This is a genomic window from Sphingosinicella microcystinivorans (assembly GCF_027941835.1).
Taxonomy (GTDB): domain Bacteria; phylum Pseudomonadota; class Alphaproteobacteria; order Sphingomonadales; family Sphingomonadaceae; genus Sphingosinicella.
On the sequence record NZ_CP116005.1, the window covers coordinates 423,542 to 443,399 of the forward strand.

Annotated in this window: 18 protein-coding genes; 9 read left to right on the plus strand and 9 right to left on the minus strand. The window is 68.4% G+C overall.

The genetic code is table 11. From position 1 onward, the window contains the following. The 9 genes from PE061_RS01910 to PE061_RS01950 all read left to right on the plus strand — a co-directional run bounded on the left by PE061_RS01910 (position 1) and on the right by PE061_RS01950 (position 6,954). Positions 1–978 (plus strand): LLM class flavin-dependent oxidoreductase, encoded by a 978-nt coding sequence (locus PE061_RS01910; RefSeq protein ID WP_271257539.1) that lies wholly within the window; start codon positions 1–3, stop codon positions 976–978. Continuing rightward, on the plus strand, positions 978–1,583 hold the full coding sequence (locus PE061_RS01915; protein WP_271257540.1) for a nicotinate-nucleotide adenylyltransferase: 606 nt from the start codon (positions 978–980) through the stop codon (positions 1,581–1,583). The genes PE061_RS01910 and PE061_RS01915 overlap by 1 nt, the downstream gene beginning before the upstream one ends. Before the next feature lie 3 nt (positions 1,584–1,586). Then, positions 1,587–1,982, plus strand: a complete 396-nt coding sequence (gene rsfS, locus PE061_RS01920; protein WP_271257541.1) for a ribosome silencing factor — start codon at positions 1,587–1,589, stop codon at positions 1,980–1,982. A 1-nt stretch (position 1,983) separates the two neighbouring features. Beyond that, positions 1,984–2,406: a 23S rRNA (pseudouridine(1915)-N(3))-methyltransferase RlmH gene (locus PE061_RS01925; protein WP_271257542.1), complete on the plus strand. Its 423-nt coding sequence runs from the start codon at positions 1,984–1,986 to the stop codon at positions 2,404–2,406. Next, a complete protein-coding gene (locus tag PE061_RS01930; RefSeq protein WP_271257543.1) occupies positions 2,406–3,518 on the plus strand; it encodes a murein hydrolase activator EnvC family protein in 1,113 nt (370 codons plus the stop codon). The genes PE061_RS01925 and PE061_RS01930 overlap by 1 nt, the downstream gene beginning before the upstream one ends. A 95-nt stretch (positions 3,519–3,613) precedes the next feature. Beyond that, positions 3,614–4,939: a S41 family peptidase gene (locus PE061_RS01935; RefSeq protein WP_271257544.1), complete on the plus strand. Its 1,326-nt coding sequence runs from the start codon at positions 3,614–3,616 to the stop codon at positions 4,937–4,939. A 56-nt stretch (positions 4,940–4,995) separates the two neighbouring features. Further along, positions 4,996–5,952 carry a divergent polysaccharide deacetylase family protein gene (locus PE061_RS01940; RefSeq protein WP_271257545.1) on the plus strand — a complete coding sequence of 319 codons (957 nt, stop codon included), beginning with the start codon at positions 4,996–4,998 and terminating at the stop codon, positions 5,950–5,952. Continuing rightward, positions 5,945–6,409 carry a disulfide bond formation protein B gene (locus tag PE061_RS01945; RefSeq protein ID WP_271257546.1) on the plus strand — a complete coding sequence of 155 codons (465 nt, stop codon included), beginning with the start codon at positions 5,945–5,947 and terminating at the stop codon, positions 6,407–6,409. The genes PE061_RS01940 and PE061_RS01945 overlap by 8 nt, the downstream gene beginning before the upstream one ends. A gap of 53 nt (positions 6,410–6,462) precedes the next feature. Then, positions 6,463–6,954 (plus strand): demethoxyubiquinone hydroxylase family protein, encoded by a 492-nt coding sequence (locus tag PE061_RS01950; RefSeq protein WP_271259108.1) that lies wholly within the window; start codon positions 6,463–6,465, stop codon positions 6,952–6,954. A 5-nt stretch (positions 6,955–6,959) separates the two neighbouring features. Here the strand turns inward: PE061_RS01950 and PE061_RS01955 are convergent, their stop codons facing one another. The 9 genes from PE061_RS01955 to PE061_RS01995 all read right to left on the minus strand — a co-directional run bounded on the left by PE061_RS01955 (position 6,960) and on the right by PE061_RS01995 (position 19,841). Further along, entirely contained in the window at positions 6,960–7,901 is a 942-nt protein-coding gene (locus PE061_RS01955; RefSeq protein ID WP_271257547.1) for an SUMF1/EgtB/PvdO family nonheme iron enzyme, read from the minus strand. 47 nt (positions 7,902–7,948) lie between these two features. Next, a complete protein-coding gene (locus PE061_RS01960; RefSeq protein ID WP_271257548.1) occupies positions 7,949–10,258 on the minus strand; it encodes an arylsulfatase in 2,310 nt (769 codons plus the stop codon). 56 nt (positions 10,259–10,314) lie between these two features. Then, on the minus strand, positions 10,315–11,865 hold the full coding sequence (locus tag PE061_RS01965) for a hypothetical protein (protein ID WP_271257549.1): 1,551 nt from the start codon (positions 11,863–11,865) through the stop codon (positions 10,315–10,317). 1 nt (position 11,866) lies between these two features. After that, positions 11,867–12,511 (minus strand): hypothetical protein, encoded by a 645-nt coding sequence (locus PE061_RS01970; RefSeq protein ID WP_271257550.1) that lies wholly within the window; start codon positions 12,509–12,511, stop codon positions 11,867–11,869. A gap of 63 nt (positions 12,512–12,574) precedes the next feature. Next, a complete protein-coding gene (locus PE061_RS01975; protein WP_271257551.1) occupies positions 12,575–14,632 on the minus strand; it encodes an alkaline phosphatase D family protein in 2,058 nt (685 codons plus the stop codon). A 29-nt stretch (positions 14,633–14,661) separates the two neighbouring features. Beyond that, the gene (locus PE061_RS01980; RefSeq protein ID WP_271257552.1) at positions 14,662–17,073 is read right to left on the minus strand and encodes a TonB-dependent receptor; all 2,412 of its coding nucleotides are present in this window, start codon (positions 17,071–17,073) and stop codon (positions 14,662–14,664) included. Between the two features lie 466 nt (positions 17,074–17,539). Then, on the minus strand, positions 17,540–18,025 hold the full coding sequence (locus tag PE061_RS01985) for a GDYXXLXY domain-containing protein (protein WP_271257553.1): 486 nt from the start codon (positions 18,023–18,025) through the stop codon (positions 17,540–17,542). Further along, on the minus strand, positions 18,022–19,140 hold the full coding sequence (locus PE061_RS01990) for a DUF2157 domain-containing protein (protein WP_271257554.1): 1,119 nt from the start codon (positions 19,138–19,140) through the stop codon (positions 18,022–18,024). Before PE061_RS01990 ends, PE061_RS01985 begins: the two co-directional genes overlap by 4 nt. Before the next feature lie 59 nt (positions 19,141–19,199). Beyond that, positions 19,200–19,841 (minus strand): glutathione S-transferase family protein, encoded by a 642-nt coding sequence (locus PE061_RS01995; protein ID WP_271257555.1) that lies wholly within the window; start codon positions 19,839–19,841, stop codon positions 19,200–19,202. Between the last annotated feature and the right edge of the window lie 17 nt (positions 19,842–19,858).

The window sequence follows — 19,858 nt, forward strand, 5'->3', positions numbered from 1 at the left end:
ATGATCCCGCTTTCGATCCTCGACCTCTCGCCCGTCGTCCAGGGCAGCAGCGTCCGGCAATCGTTCGCGAATTCGGTCGAACTCGCACAGGCGGGCGAACGGCTCGGCTACCGCCGCCTCTGGCTCGCCGAACACCACGGTATGCCGGGCATCGCCAGCGCGGCGACATCGGTGCTCATCGGCCATATCGCGGGCGCGACCTCCACGATTCGCGTGGGCGCGGGCGGCATCATGCTGCCGAACCACGCGCCACTGCTGATCGCCGAGCAGTTCGGCACATTGGATGCGCTCTACCCCGGCCGCATCGACCTCGGCCTCGGCCGTGCGCCCGGCTCGGATCAGAAGGTCTCGCAGGCGATCCGCCGCGACCTTCACGCCGCTGCCGAGCGCTTTCCGCAGGACGTGCAGGAACTGCTCGCCTATTTCCGCGGTGAAGGCCCCGTTCCCGCCGTGCCGGGCAATGGCGCGAACGTGGACGTGTGGATTCTCGGCTCCAGCCTGTTCGGCGCCAGCCTTGCCGCACATCTCGGCCTTCCTTACGCCTTCGCGTCGCACTTCGCCCCGCAGGCCTTGATGCAGGCGATCGAGGTGTACCGCGGCTACTTCAAGCCTTCCGCATACCTCGACAAGCCGTACCTGATGCTCGGCTACAACGTCATCGCGGCGGATACGGACGATGAGGCCGCCATCCTCGCCACCTCGCAGCAGCAGGCGTTCGTGAACCTCGTCACCGGCCAGCCGGGCCGGCTGCCGCCGCCGATCCCCGGCTACCGCGAATCGCTGCCCGCCGAACTTCAGGCGCACCTCGCGCGCACCCTCTCCTGCTCGGCCGTCGGCAGCACCGAAACGGTGGCGCGGCAGATGCGGGCGTTCGTCGAGGAAACCGGTGCGGACGAGTTGATGGTCACAGGCATGATCTTCGATCACGGCGCGCGGCTCCGCTCCTACGAAATCGCCGCGCAGGCGGCGGGCCTCTAGTGGCACGCATCGGCCTCGTCGGCGGGTCGTTCAACCCCGCGCATCGCGGCCACCGGCACATCAGCGTCGAGGCGCTCAGGCGGCTCGCGCTCGACGAGGTGTGGTGGCTGGTCAGCCCGCAGAACCCCTTGAAAGACAAGGCGGGCATGGCGCCGCTAACCGCACGCATGGAATCCGCCCGCCGTGCCGCGCGCCACCCGCGCATCCGGCCGACGGACATCGAAACCGCGCTCGGCACCGCCTACACGGTCGACACCATCATCGCGCTCAAGCGCGCCTTCCCGCAGCACCGGTTCGTGTGGATCATGGGTGCGGACAATCTGTTGCAGTTCAGCCGCTGGAAGCGCTGGCGCGACATCGCGCGCGAAGTGCCGATTGCCGTGATGGCGCGGGGAGACTACATTGGGCGGGCACGCCGGGCTCCGGCCATGGCGTGGCTTCGGCGGTACATCCGCGGCGAAGCGCGTGTGAAACACTGGGCTGAATGGGAGCTGCCGGCGATTGTGATCCTTTCGATCCCGCTCGACCCCTCCTCCGCCACGGCGATCCGCACGCGCGATCCGGGATGGGCGAGCCGAATTGGTGCAACGAACCCGAAGGGATAAGGATTGTCTCCCAGAACCGCCGCGGCAACGCCCGGCGACCGTGAAGGCGGAAGCTCCGACGAGCTGCACGCCCTCATCCTGAAGTCGCTCGACGACGATCAGGCTGTCGATGTCATCGACATTCCGCTCAGCGGAAAGACGCAAATCGCCGATCACATGATCATCGCCAGCGGCCGCTCCACGCGGCAGGTGGCCTCCATGGCGCAGAAGCTCGCCGAAAGGATCAAGACCGACCTCGGCCGCGCCGTGCGGATCGAGGGACTCCCCGCGGCGGACTGGGTGCTGATCGACGCCGACGACGTGATCGTCCACCTGTTCCGGCCCGAGGTGCGGAGCTTCTATAACCTCGAGAAGATGTGGGCCTTCGACAAGACGCCGGCAGCGGCCGCAACCGCCTGAGGTGCTCCTTCATGTCATCGCGCGCGGACGCATCGGGCGCGGCCCGGAAGCCGATCTCGTCGAGCGCTACCGGGCGCGGATGAACTGGCCGTTCCGCATCACCGAGCTTCCCGACAAGGGCGGCCGCGTACCGCCGCCCGCCGGCGATTGCCGGACGGTGGCGCTCGACGAGCGCGGCGAGAGCCTTGCCTCCGCCTCACTTGCCGAACGCCTCGGCCGCTGGCGCGACGACGGCGTGCGCGAGGCGCGCTTCCTGATCGGCGCCGCCGACGGGCACGATGCCGGGACCCGCGACGAAGCCGACCTCCTCATCAGCTTCGGCAAGGCGACGTGGCCGCATCTTCTGGTGCGCGCGATGCTCGCCGAGCAGCTTTACCGGGCGACGTCGATCCTCGCCGGTCACCCCTACCACCGCGAAGGCTGATGCGCGCCGCGGCCCTCGCCCTCCTGCTGCTCGCCGCCGCCGCGCCCGCGGACAAGGCGGAGCAGGACGCACTGAAGGCCGATTCCCGCGCCGCGGCCCTGCGCCACGATGCCGACGTGGCCGACGACAGGGCGCGGACCGCCCGGCAGACGGCGATCGCGCTTGCCCGGCGCATCCAGAACGGCGAAGCGCGTGTCAGCGCCATCGAGACCGGAACCGCCCGGCTCGAACAGCTGCGGCGGCAGCAGCGCGCCCGTCTCGCCGCGCAGCACGGCGAGATCAGCCGACTCCTCGCGGTTCTCCAGACCTTGAGCCGCAGACCGGCGGGCCTCGTGCTTCTCGAACCGTCGTCAGCCGTCACCACCGCCCGCGTCAGCGCGCTGCTGGAAGCGGTTCAACCGGCGCTTCGGGCCCGCACCGCCGCGTATCGGCGCGAACTCGCGGAGTCGCGCGCCGTGCAGGCGCGGCTCGACACCTCGAAGCGCCAGCTGCTTGCCGCCAACACCGATCTGGCGGCGGCGATCCGGCAGCTCGATACCGTGCAGGCCGACCTGCGCGCCGAGCGCGACTCGCTCGATCGCGAGGCGGACGAGGAGCGGGCGCGGGCGCGGGCGCTTGCCGCCAAGGCGATGGACCTGCGCGGGCTCGCGGGCGCATTCGATGACGGCGCCGGCACCAACGCCCGGCGGCTGGCACCGTCCCGGCCCGTCCGAAGCGCCGCCGCACCCCTTCCCTTCGCCTACCTGCAGCCCGCAGCGGGCACCATCGTCGAGGGGTTCAACGACGTGAGCGGCGTCGGCGTCCGCGCACGCGGCATCACGCTCTCGACGCGCAAGGGCGCGCAGGTCGTGGCCCCCGCGGGAGGCCGGATCGCCTACGCCGGACCGTTCCGCGCCTATGGCGACATCGTGATCGTCCAGCACCCCGGCGGCCTCCTCAGCATGATGTCCGGTCTCGAACGGGTCGACGTGCTGGTCGGGGAGACGGTTGCAGCGGGAACGCCGATCGGCCGCATGGGGTCGCTCGAACCGGAACTCTACCTCGAGCTCCGCCAGAGCGGGCGCCCCATCGACCCCGCGCCGCACGTTCGAAAAACCGGCCGCGATGGCTGAAATCCGTTACTCGCCAATTCATCGGCGCGTGCTATGATGGCGCCAATGCGCTGGGACAGGGGGGCCGCGCCGCCGGTCACGACAAGGAAGAAGTGATGTCTCGTAAGTTGTTGCACACGCTGATCCCCGCCGCGGCGATCGCGCTCATCCCCTCGACGACGGCCGTGCAGGCGGCAAACCCGGCGAGCACCTATCGCCAGCTCGACCAGCTGATGGACGTGTTCGAACGGGTGCGCGCCGAGTATGTTGACGAAGTTACCGACGAGAAGCTGATCGAAGGCGCGATCAACGGGATGCTCTCCAGCCTCGACCCGCATTCGAGCTTCCTCAACATGCGCAACTTCGAGCGGATGCGGACGCAGACCGAGGGCGAGTACGGCGGGCTCGGGCTGACCGTCAGCCAGGAGGACGGCGTGGTGAAGGTGATCGCGCCGACCGACGACACGCCCGCCGCGCGGGCCGGCATCAAGGCAGGCGACTACATCACGCACATCGACGGCGAGCTGATCTACGGCCTGTCGCTCGACGACGCGGTCGACAAGATGAAGGGCGTGCCGGGCACGACCGTGAAGATCAGCGTCGTGCGCGCCGGCCAGCAGAAGCCGATGGAGCTGACGCTGAAGCGCGAGATCATCTCGCTGAAGCCGGTGAAGTCCGAGGTGAAGAACGACATCGGCATCCTGCGCATCTCCACCTTCAACAAGCAGACCGGCGAGGCGACGCGGCAGGCGATCGCCAGCATGGAGAAGCAGGCGGGCGGCAAGCTGCTCGGCTTCGTCGTCGACCTGCGCTCGAACCCCGGCGGCCTGCTCGATCAGGCGATCGAGGTGTCGGACGCGTTCCTCGAACGCGGCGAGATCGTCTCGCAGCGCGGCCGCCGCAAGGGCGACGTGCAGCGCTACTACGCGCGCGAGGGCGACGACACCAAGGGCAAGCCCATCGTCGTGCTCGTCGACGAAGGCTCGGCCTCCGCCGCCGAGATCGTCGCGGGCGCGCTTCAGGACCACCGCCGCGCGCTCGTGCTCGGCCAGCGCAGCTTCGGCAAGGGATCGGTGCAAACGCTGATCCCGATGACGCAGGACACGGCGCTGCGGCTGACCACGGCGCGCTACTACACGCCCTCCGGCCGCTCCGTGCAGGAGGCGGGGATCGAGCCCGACATCATCGTGCCGCAGCTTTCGGACGCCGACTACAAGGAACGCCGCGTGATCCGCGAGGCGGACCTCCGCCAGCACCTGCGCAACGACGCGGTGAAGGACAACAAGATCATCGAGGAAGACGACAAGGAGAATCCGCGCTTCAAGCGGACCGCCGCCGATCTCGAAAAGGCGGGCGTCACCGACTATCAGCTCGACTACGCGATGAACATCATCGGCCGGCTGGGCCCGCAGCCGGTGCAGACCGCAGAGGTGTCCCGCTGAGCGACGACATCGCCCCGCGTCGGGGCCGGGGACTGCTGCTCGCGCTCGGCGGCGCCGTGCTGTTCATCGGCCTTGCGACCCTGTTCGTCGAGCTGCTGCGGCCGCTCGCGCCGAGCCATGCCGCCGCGCAAACCGGCGATACGCGCCGCGCGCAGCCGCCCGAAGCCAAAATCGAGGCCAAGGACGCAGCCGCTTCCGGCACGCTGAGGCCGCCGATCGCGCACGTTCCCGTCACCGACATCGACAAGCCCCAGATCGACGAGGCCCGGCTCGCTGCGGGCGAAACGCCGCCCGCACCGGCCGCCGCCGCACCGGCGGCCCCGATCCCGGACGGGCCGATCGTGGCCGTCATCCTCACCGAGCTCGGACCCAACGCCGCCGCGGCGAAGGCGGCGATCGACCGGCTGCCCGCCGCCGTCAGCCTCGCCTTCTCGCCCTATGCCGACGCATCGCGCGACCTCGCGAAGGCCGCCAAGGCGGGCGGGCACGAGGTCTGGCTGTCGGTGCCGATGCAGCCCAAGTCGTACCCGCGCGTCAATCCGGGCCAGAACGTGCTGCTGACCGGCGAGGCCCCGGCCGAGAACGTGCGGCGGCTGAACTGGGCGCTCTCCCGCGTCGAGGCCCCGGTCGGCGTCACCAACATGATGGGCAGCGCCTTCACCGAAAGCGCCGCCGCGATGCGCCCGGTGCTGGATGCCGTGAAGGCGAAGCGGCTGTTCTACGTGGACGCGCGCTCCTCGGGGCGCTCCGTGGGCGAGACGGAGGCCCGCGCCATCGGGCTTGCCGCCGCCACCAACGACCGCTTCCTCGACGAGCCGGAAACCCCCGCGAACATCCGCAGCAACCTCGACGCCCTCGTCGCCACCGCGAAGCGGCGCGGCTATGCGGTCGGCTATGCCCGCCCCGTCTCCACCACCATCGCCGAGATCGAGCGCTGGTCGGCGGAGCTCGAGGCGAAGGGCGTCACGCTCGTCGGCGCCAGCCTCGTCGCACGAAAGGCAAGCGATGGCTGACCGGCTGCGCCCTGCGCATCTGCTGCTTCTGCTCGGGCCGTCCGCGCTGCTCGGCGGCGCGTTCGCGTTCCAGCACATCGGCGGGCTGCACCCCTGCGAGATGTGCATCTGGCAGCGCTGGCCCCATGCGATCGCGCTGATCCTCGCCAGCCTCGCGCTGTTCGTGCCGGGCGCGGGCAAGCGCGCGCTGCTGGTGTTCGCCGCGCTCGCCGAACTCGTCACCGCCGGGATCGGCGTCTTCCACGCCGGCGTCGAGCAGCGCTGGTGGCAGGGGCCGAGCGCGTGCAGCGCGGGCGATCTCGGATCGGGCGATATATGGTCCAACATGCTGGCGACGCCGGTGGTGCAGTGCGACCAGATCGCGTGGTCGCTGGCGGGCATTTCGATGGCCGGATACAATGCCATCTTCTCCGGGCTGATCGCGGGAGTCGCGCTGTGGCTGATCCTGAAACGCTGAAACACCCGCCGCAACACTCGCTTCCGGGCGACCGTGGCGCCGACATCGCCTCCATGCTGCGCGTCGATCAGGCGGGCGAGTACGGCGCGGCGCGCATCTATTCCGGGCAGCTCGCGGTGATGGGGAACCGCCATCCCGACAGCGCCGAGATCGCGCGGATGCGCGCGCAGGAGCAGCACCACCTCGACGTCTTCAACCGCATGGTCGTGGAGCGCGGCGTGCGCCCGACGGCGCTGGCGCCGTTCTGGCACGTGGCGGGCTATGCGCTCGGCGCGGCGACCGCGCTGATGGGCCCGCGCGCCGCGATGGCCTGCACTGCCGCCGTCGAGACCGAGATCGACCGCCACTACGCCGAGCAGGCCGAGGCGCTCGGCGACAGCGACCCCGAATTCAAGGCGCGCATCGAGGAATTCGCCGCCGAGGAACGCGAACACCGCGCGACCGCCATCGCGCACGGCGCCGAGCAGGCGCCGGCCTATCCACTGCTCTCCGCCGCGATCCGGGCGGGATGCCGGGCCGCGATCGCGATCTCCAAGCGAATCTAGGGTGTCTAGCGCATGGATGCGGTTTTCCGGGCGGCGGGCGACGGCGGCGCCCTTCTGACCGTGCGGAACCCGATATGCGATGCGCCGAGGTCCTGTTCCTGCGCCTGAAAGGCCGCGGCCCGGAAATTCGCGCAGTAGTTCATGGAACAGAGATAGGAGCCGCCCTTGAGCAGCCTCGACCCGGCCATCGACGGCGCGGAACTGCGCGTCCACTCCCAGACATTGCCGATCATGTCCCGCACACCGAGGCTGTTCGCCTGAAAGCAGCCGACGGGTGCAATGCCCGTGTGCCGGTCCTGACCCGTATCGCGCATGGGGAAAATCCCCTGCCACGTATTCGCGATGGGGCGGCCCTGCGCGTCGAACGCCCAGCTCAGCGGATCGCGCCCGGCACGCTGTTCCGCGCGCGCGGCGCGCTCCCATTGAACGACGTCGGGAAGTTCGGCGCCCTTCCATCGCGCATAGGCGGCGGCATCCGCGAACGTGACATGGACCACGGGATACCAGTCCTTGCCGTCGATAGTGCTTTCGGGGCCTTCGGGATGCCTCCACGACGCACCCGGCCGGAAGCGCCACCACTGGGCGGAATCGAGCGATCCGTCCCAATGCGGCGGCGGAACGAAAACCGCCGATCCGCCTTCCCGTTCAGCCTCTGTGACATAGCCCGTCGCCGCGACGAAAGCGGCAAACTGGCCGTTGGTCACTTCATGGCTGTCAATCCAGAATTCCGGGACCTCGACCGATCGGCCTTCGCGGCCTTCCCCGTCCTCGCCGAGCAGGACGGTTCCCGCCGGCACCCGCACCATGCGCGTATCCCGGCTGCACTGGATGCGCGCCGGCGAATTGCCGCCGCCGGCTTCCTGCCGAGACCCCTCCGGTGCAAGGACGCCGCCGCCGAGGCCAAGCCACAGAACGACCGGCACGAGCGCCATTCTGGTCATCGGCATCCGTTCCGCCCTTTCCCGAGAAAACACCGGTTCGGAAAGCGCCCCGATCAAGGCGAACCGCGGGGACCGGTATCGGCCATGCGCGCCGCCAGATCCTCGGCGCCGACCTCGAAATCGACACGCTCGATCCTGCCCGTGAACGTGAAGGGCGCGGCGTAGCCGGGAACGGCGGCCGTCAGTTCGTCACGGCCGATCTCCATGCCCTCCGTCACCAGACCGACGGCGGTGCTGCGAATCGGCGCCCTGCCGACAACCGCCCCGTCGATCTCCAGCGTCCCGGTTCCTCCCGCTCCCGAGCCGGCAGGCCGGAACGTGAACGAGACCGTCGATTCACCGGTCGGCACCCGCCGGTCGGACACGAGGCGGACCGCATCGGTCTTGCGGTTCTGCTCGTAGATCAGCAGTCCATCCTTGATATAGAACGCCCAGCCCGCAGCGACGTCTCCGAGCGCAACGATCACGCCGCCATCGGTGGACGCGGAGCGATTGATGCGGGCGCGGATGCGATACGGCGAACCCTGAAGCCGCGGCTGATCGGCAACCTTGATCGTCGGGTCGGCCGGATAGAAGGTGTGGAGGGCGCGCGACCCCTTCGGCGACAGGCCCGAGATCCGGTTGAGCAAGGTGCGATCGTCGATCGGCAGGACCTGATAGCGGCGCGCCGCCTCCCACCATTTCCGTTCCAGCTCCCTGACCTTTTCCGGGTACTCTGCCGCGAGATCCCTGGTTTCGGAGAAATCCTGATCGAGATTGTACAATCGCCAGGGGGCTTCGTGATATTTCGACCCGTCAACGCGCCGGGAAACGAGCCGCCATCCATCGGCATAGTAGGCGCGGTTGCCTTCAATCTCGTAATACTGTTCGCGCTTGACGCCGGGGGCGCGCGGCGCCGTGAACGAATAGGCCATGCTGACGCCTTCGATCGGCTTCGCTTCATGCCCGTTGTAGGTTTTCGGCGCTTCGATCTTCAGCACGTCGAGCAGGGTGGGAACGATGTCGTTCACGTGGTGGAACTGGGTTCGCACCTCGCCGCGCGCCTTGATTCCCCTGGGCCAGGAAATGATGAGCGGAACCCGGGCGCCGCCGCCGTCGGTGGTCCGCTTTCCTTCCTGCAAGGGTGTATTGCCCGCCTGCGCCCAGCCGTGGGGATAGTTCGGGTGCGTGTTCCAGTCGCCCAGGCTGTCGTAGTACTTGAGGTTTTCCGCGTTGGTCGCCGGCTCCCCCACGAAATACCCCGCCGCCACGTTGGCTTCGCCCTCGGGGCCGACGACGCGGCTGGCGCCGTTGTCCGAGGTCACGATGAAGATCGTGTTCTCGTAATCCCCGGTTTCCCGCAGGTGATCGAGAAGCCGGCCGATGTTCCGGTCCGTGCGATCCAGAAAGGCCGCGAAATTTTCCTGGAAGCGGGCGTACATCCTCTTCTGGTCCGCGCTGAGGCTGTCCCACGCGACGACGCCGGGATTGCGCGGCGCGAGAACCGCGTTCGCGGGAACCAGCCCGGATTTCTTCTGGCGCGCAAGCCGCTGCGCGCGGATCCTGTCCCAGCCCGCATCGTATTTCCCCGCGTATTTCGCGCGGTCCTCGGGCTTCGTATGGTGCGGCGTGTGGGTCGCGCCGGTTGCGTACCAGAGCAGGAACGGCTTGTCGGGGCTCGACACGCGCAGGTCGCGGATCATGGCGATCGCCTTGTCGGTCAGCGCGTCCGGCAGGTAGAAGCTGCCGTCGCCCGGCGGCTTGATGTACGTGGTGCCTTCGGCCAGCGACCCGGGATAGAACTGGCTGTCCTGCCCGCCGATGAACCCGTAGAAGCGATCGAACCCGCGATGCGTGGGCCAGTTGTGGAACGATCCGCTCGGCTTCGAATCCCTCGCCGAGACCTGATGCCATTTCCCGATCGCGATGGTCCCGTAGCCATACGGCTGGAGCAGTTCGGCGATGGTCGGCGCATCAAGGGTGAAGTCGTCGCGATAACCCGGGTAGCCCTGATCGACGATACCGTGCCAGCCCATCCCGGCCGAGTGGTGGTTGAGGCCGGTCAGCAGCGCAGCGCGCGTCGGCGTGCAAAGCGCCGTGGACGTGAAATGGTTGTAGCGCAGACCCTCGCTCGCGAGCCGGTCGATGTTCGGCGTGCTGACCTCCGACCCGTAGGCGCCGAAGTCGGCATAGCCGAGGTCGTCGAGAACGATGATGACGATGTTCGGCGCGCCGGCCGGCGCGCGGGGGCGCTCGACATAGCTGCGCGGCGGCGGGTTCGCGTCTTCCCGGGTCGGGGTCAGGTCCGGCGCGCTCGCCGCGGCGGGCAGCGACAGCGGCACGCACACGGCGCACAGCACGCGAAGGATCGACTTCATGGTCATGGCCCATGCTCCTTGAGTGGGGATCGCGGTCGATGGCATCGCCGCCCGCGGCATCGTCACGACGAGCGCCCGATCGTGTAGGAGGCGTAAGGCTGGAGCGCCGCGATCGCCGCGACCGGCTCGGGCGGCCGCCAGCGGAACTGGCGCACCTCGACGCGGTCCGGATAGGCATCGACGATGGAGAAGCCGTTTCGCTCCTCGATCTTCGCGAGGTCCTCGGAATCGAGGACGGCGGGATGCCACGGGAAGACGCCGCGCACGCTGCTCGGGAAGCCCGGCGTGCCGGTGCCGATGGTGCCGGGCAGGATGGTGTGGACGGGGTTGGCGGACAGGTCGAGGTCGCCGCTGCGGGTGATCCGGCTGATGGCGCTCGCGTGCATGTCGCCGGAGATGCTGATCGCGGCGCGCTCCTTCTGCGCGCTGAGCGCCGCCGCGAGGCGCTGGTGCTGCTCGAACCAGCCCTGCTGCCAATAGCCCTTGTCGTTGTCGAACGCGCTGGTTTCGGACGGGCCGTCCGCATACCACTCGCCGAGCTTGCCGGCGGTCCACCCGAACGGGTTGGAGGGGGCGTGGATGTACTGCTTGGCGGTCGAGGCGCGCAGGCGCTCGATGAGGAACGCCTCGGCCTTCGGGAACAGCACGCCGGCGTCGGCGCCCGTCGACCAGCCGCGGCGGCAATCGAAAAGCGCGATCTCCAGAAGGTTGCCGACGCGCACCGTCTCCACCGTGCCCGCTTCGTATGGGTTGCCCCAGTCCGGCCGGCCGAGCGCGATCGGGTAGGCGAGCGCCGCCGTCTGCTGCTGCAGCCCGAAGATGAACGGGCGCGGCGGCAGGCTGTAGCCCCACGGCCCGGCGTTGTCGTTCTCGTAATAGTCGTGGTCGTCGGTGATGAAGACGAGCGGCACGGACGCGAAGCGATCCTCGTAGATCGACGCGATCTGGCGCCCGGCGATCGTGTTGATCGAGCGCCGGTTGGTTTCGGAATCGAACGCGAGATCCTGGTCGATCCACGCGATCTGGCGATACTGCGCCTCCGTGGCGGCGCGCCGCGCCGGATCGCGGCGGTACTTGAGCGCCGTGTCGAGATCCCAATAGACGTGGTCGCCATTCGCCACGGCGAGATCGGGCGCGAAGCTGAGCGCGCGGTCGAACAGGGCCCGGCGGACGGAGATCGGCAGGTATCCGTAGGGCCTCCCCGCCTCGTCGCCGCCCGCGCAGGTGAAGAACAGCACGCGGAAATGATCGGGCGCCGAATCCGGCGGCGGCAGCGTCTTCAGCGGCCACGGCTCGCGGAGCAGCCGACCGCTCTCGTCGGACAGCGACAGCTCGTAGCGCCTGCCGCCCGGCAGACCGGACTGGACGAACGCCCACGCGTAGCCGTCGATGTCCGCCTTCTCGGCGGCGACGGCGCGCCCGTCGATGCGGAGCACGGGCGGCGCGGACGGCGGCGTATCCAGCAGCACCTTCACGGCCAGCGTGTCGTGCGTGGCGGACGGCAGGATGGCGCGCACGGTCTTGCTGGTGCCGGACCACGCGACGCCGCCGTTCAGAATTCCGCCGAGGCCGAGCGCGGCGGTGCCTTTCAGAATATGGCGGCGATCGAACATGTCATTGCTCCTGAACGGGAATTGGCGAGGAAGCGGCAGGCGCGGCGGGCGCCGGGCGCGGTATCCGATACCGCAGCCTGAGGCCGAGCGCGGCGACGCCGAGCGCGAAGGAAATGAGCGTGATGGGCGGCAGCCCGCCCGGCCACGTCGACGGCTCGAACCAGCCGGAAAACCCCGGGAACGCCGCGTGGGTCCCGGCGATGAAGGCGACGGCCGCCAGCGCGTCGTAGCGGCGGACCGGGCTCCAGCCGGTTGCCTCCCGCTGGCCGACGTGGAACAGGACCGCGCTTGCCGCGCCGAGCGCAATGGCGGCGCCGGCGACCGCCGTGAGCTTCTGCCCGTCGAAGAACTTCGCGTAATAGGCGGGGCCGAGCAGCGCGAGCGAGAGCAGGACATGGGCGAGCGCGAAGCCGCCCGCCGCCGCCATCACGGGGCGCACGGCCCCCGCGCCCGGTCTGCCGGTGCGGAACACCGCGACGACGACCAGCGCGAGCACGGCGAGCGCAAGGCTCTTGTTCAGCGTGTAGGACGGCCATTCGGACCAGGCGACGCCCTTGAAGACGTTGTAGCGCGCGGTCGCGTAGGCGAGCGCCGCGGCATGGACGCCGGCCACAAGCCACAAGGTGCGGGTTCGGGGAGCACTCATGTCATCGTCTTTCGATGCCGCCGCCCGGCGGGACGGGCGGCGGCACGGCAAGGTGGGCGGCGGTCAGCGCCCGCCGGTCTCGATGCCGCCGAGGGTCTTGACGACCTCCGGCGGAACCGGCGTGCGGTCGGGCTTCGCCTCCGAGGTCGAGACGGAATGGGCGAAGACGAGGTCCCCGGTGTAACCGTCCCGGAACTCGAAGACGACCTGCGGCTCGGGATAGGCGATCCACCTGTCCTTCCCTTCGGCGTCGGGGATGTTGTAGGCGTTGTTGGCGCGGATGACCGTGTAGATCGGCCAGCCCTTGCCGCTGGCCTGCCCGGCATTGCCGCCGCTGTCGTTGCGGTACTGGTTGCTGCTCCAGAGCACGTTCACCAGACGGTCGCCGGACTGGTACCAGCCGCTCGGCGGCGAGCCGCCCGCGTCTCCGAGCCGGTGGTTGTTGCTGGTGTGCGGGCCGGTGCCGACGTCGTAGACCCCCGGCGCGACGCGGGCCACGAACGACTTGTGGAGGTCGCCCGTGAGGAAGAACACGGGCTTGTGCAGGCTCTCCGCGACCTTGAGCAGTTCCTCGCGCTCGTGGAGATGCGCGGTCCAGCCGTCGTCCTTGCCGACGCCGCCCGAGCCGCGCCCGTACCACACGCCGTTGTCGTGCGGCAGCGCGAGGTTAACCGACGAGACGATGAAGACGAAATCGGCGTCGCTCTTCTTCAGTTCGTCGAACAGCCACTGCTTCTGCACCGGGCCGATCATGCTCGTGTTCGGGTCGGCGAGATTGGTCTTGTCGTGCAGCGTGCGGTTCGACCGCGTGTCGAGCAGGAAGAAGTCGGCGTTGGAAACGCGGAACTTGGTGTAGAGATTGGTGCCGATGCTGTAGCGCACGGTCTCCGTGACATCGAGCGCGGGTTCGACCTGGATGCGGGTCTTCCCCAGCACCTTCGCGATCTTGTAGACGCCCGTGTTGCCGAAGCCCCAGAGGACGTGCAGGTTCGACGTCTTGGCGGGATCGAGCTTCGTGAAATCGGCGTTGGGATCGGTGAGGATATTGCTGCCCGCCTCGACGCGCGCTTCCCCGAAATAATTGGGCTGCTGGTTGCCGATGTCGGGATTGCTCCAGCCGACATAGTCGCGCCACACGGCGACGGCGGGATCGCGGAACACCGCGCGCTCGACATCCTTCTGGAGATCGTCGCGCTGGAGGTCCTGCTGCCACGGCTTGCCGCGCGCGTCGATGCGGAAGCCGGTGTGGCCGGAGCCGGTCACGTCGTTCAGGATCTCGTGATCGTCGATCGTGACGAACAGCGGCACTTCCTTGTAGAAATCGGCAAGCGCCTGCGACCCTTCGAGATAGAGCCGGTAGTTCTTCCAGACGCCGGCGATGCCCTTGGCGAGCGAGACGCTGCGGGGCGGTTTGCCGACGCCGTTCGCCACCGCCCATTCGGCCTCGGTCTTCTCGCGGCCCTTTTCATAGAGCCAGTCGCCGTTCTGGATCTGGAAATAGATCCTATCCTTCAGCTCGGCGAGCATCCGCGTGTAGGTGGGCGGCAGCGACGTCTTGTCGGGCTGGTTGTTGCCCGTGCCGGTCTCGAACGCGAAATTGTAGACGCCCTTCGGATTGACCTTCGGGTCGACGAACGTGGACGCGTCGGGAAATGTCGTGAAGCTGTTGATCCTGCCGCCGACGCGCGTGTCGGCGACGCGGCCTTCGTGGACGAGGGCGTAATAGTATTTCGTGCCGGGCTTCAATCCGTCGAGCTGGATCCAGCCGCTCGAATCATGTTCCCAGCTCGTCTTGACCGGCTTCGAGAGAATGCCCCCCGAAAGATCGGGCTGGGTCGAATAGAGCACGCTGAACGCGCCGGGTTGCCGGGTCCGCGCCCAGACCCGGATCGACCCGACCCCGACGTTGCCGAGCTGCGGCCCGTGGGTGATGGCGTCCAGCTTTTCGAGAACCGGCGCCGGACGATTGCCTGCCTGCGCGGCGGGTGCCGCGGCAAGGGCGAGATTCGGCGTCAGCAGCAGGGCGGACAGGAACAGGCCGCCGGAAAGCGCGTGGCGGCGCTTCCGCGAAAGCCCCGCGCGGAGATGCGGAGGCGATGCCGGGAGATTGGTTTCGATCATGAGAGTCCCCTGATGAAAGGAAGGTCAGCCTAGAAGCGCGTGCGGACGGTGAGGCCGATCGTTCGCGGATCGCCGATGTTGCCCGTGATGAGGCCGAGGTTGGCGACGCTGAGCGCCGTGAAGTACTTCTTGTTGAGCAGGTTGCGCGCCCAGACCGAAACGTCGAACTTCTGGTCGTCGACCCTGAGGCCGATGCGCCCGTTGAGGATGCCGTAGCCGTCGATGCGCGTGTACTGCGAGTTGGTGCCGCTCGTGTCGTTGGACGACCTGTGCGAGAAGTCGACGCGGGCATAGGCCTCGTCGTCGTCGCTCAAGGGATAGGCGAGATCGGTGCTGAGGCTGTAGATGAACTTCGGCGCGTTCGCGAGCTGGACGCCGCTCAGGTCCTGCGTCGCGCCCTCGTTGCGCCGGTTGGGCGCGACCTGGGCGTTGGTGTAGTCCTTGTAGACGGCGTCGTTGTACGCCGCCGATGCCGTGAAGCGGACGTACTGGCTGGGCGCCACCGTCAGGTCCACCTCGAAGCCGCGGGAGCGCACGCCGGGAATGTTGGAGATGTAGCGGCGGAACGCGTTCGTGTTGCCGATGTTCTCGGTGATCGCGGCCTGATAATTCTCCACCTCGATCCAGTAGGCTGCGGTGTTGAGCGTGACCCTGCGGTCCCAGAACTGGCTTTTGACGCCGACTTCCCACGCGTCGATCGTCTCCGGCTTCACCACCGGCGACACGCCCGCGGGCAGCGTGCCGAGGCTGAGGCCGCCCGACTTGCTGCCGCGCGAATAGTTCGCATAGGCGAGCACGTCCTGCGCCACCGTGTAGGCGAGGTTGATCTGGCCGGTGAGGCTGTCGTTCTTGTGCTTCACCGTGTAGCGGACCTCGGGATAGATCGCATCCCGCAGCGCCTGCGCGGCGGCGCGGTCCGCGTCGCTGAGCAGGGAAAGATCGTTGCCCGCGACGGTGTACTGATCGAACAGCCCGGTCTTGTCCTCGTGCGTGAAGCGAAGACCCGCAGTGACGGCGAGCGCATCCGTGGCGCGCCACGTCAGCTGGCCGAACGCGGCGTAGCTCTTGGTCCTCGGTTCGATGATCGAATCCGACTCGAAGTTCGTGTAGGCATAGTTGGCGAGATCCCGGTTCGCGTAGGTGTGGTTGTTCCACACCGCGTAATCCGGCCCTTGCTGGTATTGGCCGAGACCGTGGATGACCTGCCAGAAGTAGTAGAGGCCGACCACGTAATCGAGCCTGCGCTCGCCTTGCGAGGCCAGCCGGACTTCCTGGCTGAACTGGCGCTGCCAGTTGGTCGTTCCGCCCCGCAAGGTGACGCTGAGCGGCGTATTGTCCTGATCGTTGAGCGGATACCAGTCCCACCAGCGATAGGCGGTGACGGAGGTGAGCGTGGCGTTCCCGAGGTCCCAGTCGACCTTGCCGGAAACACCGTAGCCTTCCATGTCGGCCTGGATCGGCGCGTTGAATTCCACCTCGCGCGCGAACGGATCGTTCACGTCGTATGCGGGCGTGTATCCGGCGCGCGCCGCGCGGTCGAAGAAATTGTTCGTGTTCGCCGCGCCGTTGTCGAACTGCGTGAACACGCCCACGATGCTGGTGATGCGCGAGTAGGACGTCTGCTTCGAATAATCGCCGCTGAGGCGGATCGAGATGTCCTCGGTCGGCAGGATCAGGAGCTGGCCGCGAACCGAGAAGTTGTCGTAATCGTTCGCCTTCCTGCCGTTGTAGAGGTTGGTGAGCAGGCCGTCGCTGTGCGTGTCCGACAGCGTCAGGCGGTAGGCGACCTTGTCTTCGATGAGCGGACCCGACAGCGTTCCCCGGACCTGGTGATAGCCGCGCTCGCCGAGCGTCGCCTCGCCGCGGAATTCCGTCTCGAACGTCGGCGCGCGCGTGGTGATGTTGATGGCGCCCGCCGTGGTGTTCTTGCCGAACAGCGTGCCCTGCGGGCCGCGCAGGATCTCGACGCGCTCGAGGTCTATGAGATCGAATTGCGACGCGCCGATGCGGCCGTAATAGACGTCGTCGACATAGAAGCCGACGCCGATCTCGAGGCCGTCGTTCTGATCGGAATTGGAGCCGAGGCCGCGAATGTTCACGAAGGTGTTGCGGGCGTTGTTGTTCCTGATGACGAGGCTCGGCGTCAGGTCGGCGATCTGCACGAGATTGACGTTGCCGGTGCGCTCGATGATCTCGCCGCTGACCGCGCTGAGCGCGATCGGCACGTCCTGCGCGCGCTCCTCGCGGCGGCGGGCGGTGACGGTGATCTCGCCGAGATTCTCATAGGCGGCGTCCGCGGCTTCCGCTGCGGAGGCCGCGTCGGCGGCTGCATCGGCGGACGCAGCAGCAGACTCCGCGGCAAGCGCCGCGTTCGCTGCAAGAATAAGGCCGAGCGCGCTGCCGGCACCGGCAAATCGAATGAAGCTGGTTCTGGTGATCATGGATCGACTCACAATTCCCCCGACACCGGCCAGCCCCTCCCGGGATCGGCCGGTCCATGCGCGCAGAGGCGCAGGTCTTTTCTGATGAACATGCCAAGCCGTTCCGCGCCCGGCATGGGTGTGCGGATGACAACGGATCAGTGCCGCCCGAAAGAGGCGCCTGTCGTTGAAACTAGTCTAGGTATGACATTGCATCGTCATTTCCCCTTGCCCGGTTGGGGGAACACGAAGCCTGGCGTCGTTGCCTCAGCATCGTGCGCTTTAGCGGTTGGTGTCGCGGAGCAAGCTGCATCCCATCAAAAGCCGCGGACCTCAAAAGGGCATGGCCCCGGAAACTCTCGTCAGGAGTTTCACGACTTGATGTCTACTGTTATCGTAGAAATTGAAAGCCGGTCAATGCAAGATTTTCTATCGCACGGGAAACATGGGATGGTCCGAACGCGCCGGTGCGGGCGGAACGGCGACCCTAGTTCGCGGGCTCGATCCGGTCGTTGACGAGGCGGCCCTGCCGGGTGAGGCGGGCGACGACGACCATCGGCTGACGGCGCAGCATGTCCTCGAGCGCGGGCGCGCGCGTCTCGGAGACGAAGATGCGGCTCGAGAAGTCCGGGGCCTGTCCCGGCGCGCGGCTCTGCCGCCTGATGCTGCTGCCGTTCACGTCGACGTAGGCGGGGCAGGCGGTGCCCGGCGCGGCCATCGTCGCGACGATCTCGCCCGCCTCTTCAGAGAGGCAGAGGCCGCAGGCGGCCTTGCCGCAAAGCGCGGGATCGCCGGCGACGCGCCAGTCGTAGCGGAACTGGATGAAGCGGCCGCGGATGGGATCGCGGGGATCGTAGCCGGCGATCGGGATGCGCCATTCGGACGCGCCCGACAGCCCCGCCTCGCGCGCGGCGATGCTGAGCGCGAGGCCGACCAGCGGCAGCAGCAGGGCGAGCGCGAGCCAGCGCTTCATGCGCGCCTCCCCACCAGCGCGAACACGCGCCGCCAGCCGAGGGCGAGCGCGATGAGCAGCACGCCGCCCGCGATGAGCCCGGCGCCGGTCGTCGCCAGCGAGCCGAACAGCTCGAAATAGATGATGAAGATACGGATGCCGACGGCGGCGATGGCGACGCCGAACAGCGCGCGCCAGCCGGACGCGACGGCGGCACGGGCGACGACGCCCCACATCGCCATGTAGATGAGCGCGCCGACGAGGCGCGCGGGCCAGCCGTCCGCGTGGGGCACCACGGTCGCCAGCAGCAGCGCCGCCATCGGCGCGGCGATGACCGGCAGCAGCATCGCCTCAGGGATCATCCGCCAGCGCCGCCCGGCCCAGACCGCGGCGGCGGCGACAAGCACGGGGACGATGAGGCGCACGGCCATGTCGCGGGCCTCGGTGGAGGTCACGGTTCCCGCCCAGACGAAATGCGAGAGGCTGACGCCGCCGAGCCAGACGAGGATGCCGACCTCGCGAAGTCCGTCCGCGAAGCTGATGCGGTCCCGCCACGGCAGCAGCGACAGGCCGATGAGGATGAGCGGCCCGGCGATCGCGAGGCCGTGGACGGCGTACCAGAGCCCGCCCGCATGCTCGTTCTCCAGCGCCAGCGACGCCAGCGTCCAGAGCAGCATCCCGGACCAGCCGTAGGCGACGAGCCGCGTGCCGCCAGCGATCAGCATCGCGGGCGTCGTCAGCACCAGCCACGGCACCAGCGCCTGCCACATCGGGCCGGTGAGCTGGTAGACCTGCGAATGCAGCGCGATGCCGGCAAGGACGAGCGCCGCCAGCAGGAACAGCGCGCCTTCCGTGAGCCAGCGATTGCCGCGCTGCGCGCCCACCCACGCGGCGGCGGCAGCAGCGGCGGTAAGCGCCAGATGGACGCCGAGCTTCAGCCAGTCGGCGATCAGGTCCCAGTTCGCGGCGACGACGAGCGCGAGGCCGAGCGCCAGCGCGAACAGGCCGAGGCCGACGATCGCCCAGAGCACGTAGGGGCGATCGTTCGCCGCCTCGTGGGCGCGGATGCGGGCGGCGGCATCGGCATCAATGAAACCGGCGGCGACCCACGCCTCGAGCTTGCTGTCCAGCGACATGGCGCGGACTGTGGCGAAGCGCGGGCGCGCTGTCTAGGCCGCGCGTCCAGGCCGCGAATCTAGGCGGCGAGCATTGCCTTTTCGGCGGCGATCGGCCCCGCGAAGGACGGGCGCGACAGGATGGTCGGCAGCCACGCGCCGAGCCGCGGGTGCTTCGCGCAGTCGACGTCGACCGCGCAGTGCGAGAGGTTCACGAACGGGCTGGCGACGGCGATGTCGGCAAGGCTGAGCGCGCCGCCGACGAGGAAGCCGCCGGGCTCCGGCACCACGCCTTCGAGATAGTCGAACAGGCGCGGCAGCTCGGCGATGCCCTGCTGCACGGTTTCCTCGCTACCCGCCTGCTTCAGGAAGCGCGGCGCGACGACGCGGTTGAAGAACACCTTGCCGCCCGAGAGCGCCACGATGGTGTCGCCGAACTCGTCGAACCAGACCGCGCGGCCGAGATCCTCGGGCGTTTGCGGAATGAGGCGGCGCTCGGGATACTTGGCGTCGAGGTAGTGGATGATGGCGGAGGAATCGGAGAGGGCGAAATCGCCGTCGCGAAAGGCCGGCATCTTGCCGAACGGCGAGATGGAAAGGAAATCGGGATTGCGCGACTGGAGCGAGACCGGAACCAGCTCGTAGTCCAGCCCCTTCTCGGCGAGCGCCACGACGACCTTGCGGACGAACGGCGACAGCGTCGCCCCGTAAACCCTGATCATGCGGCCCCTCCCCTTTT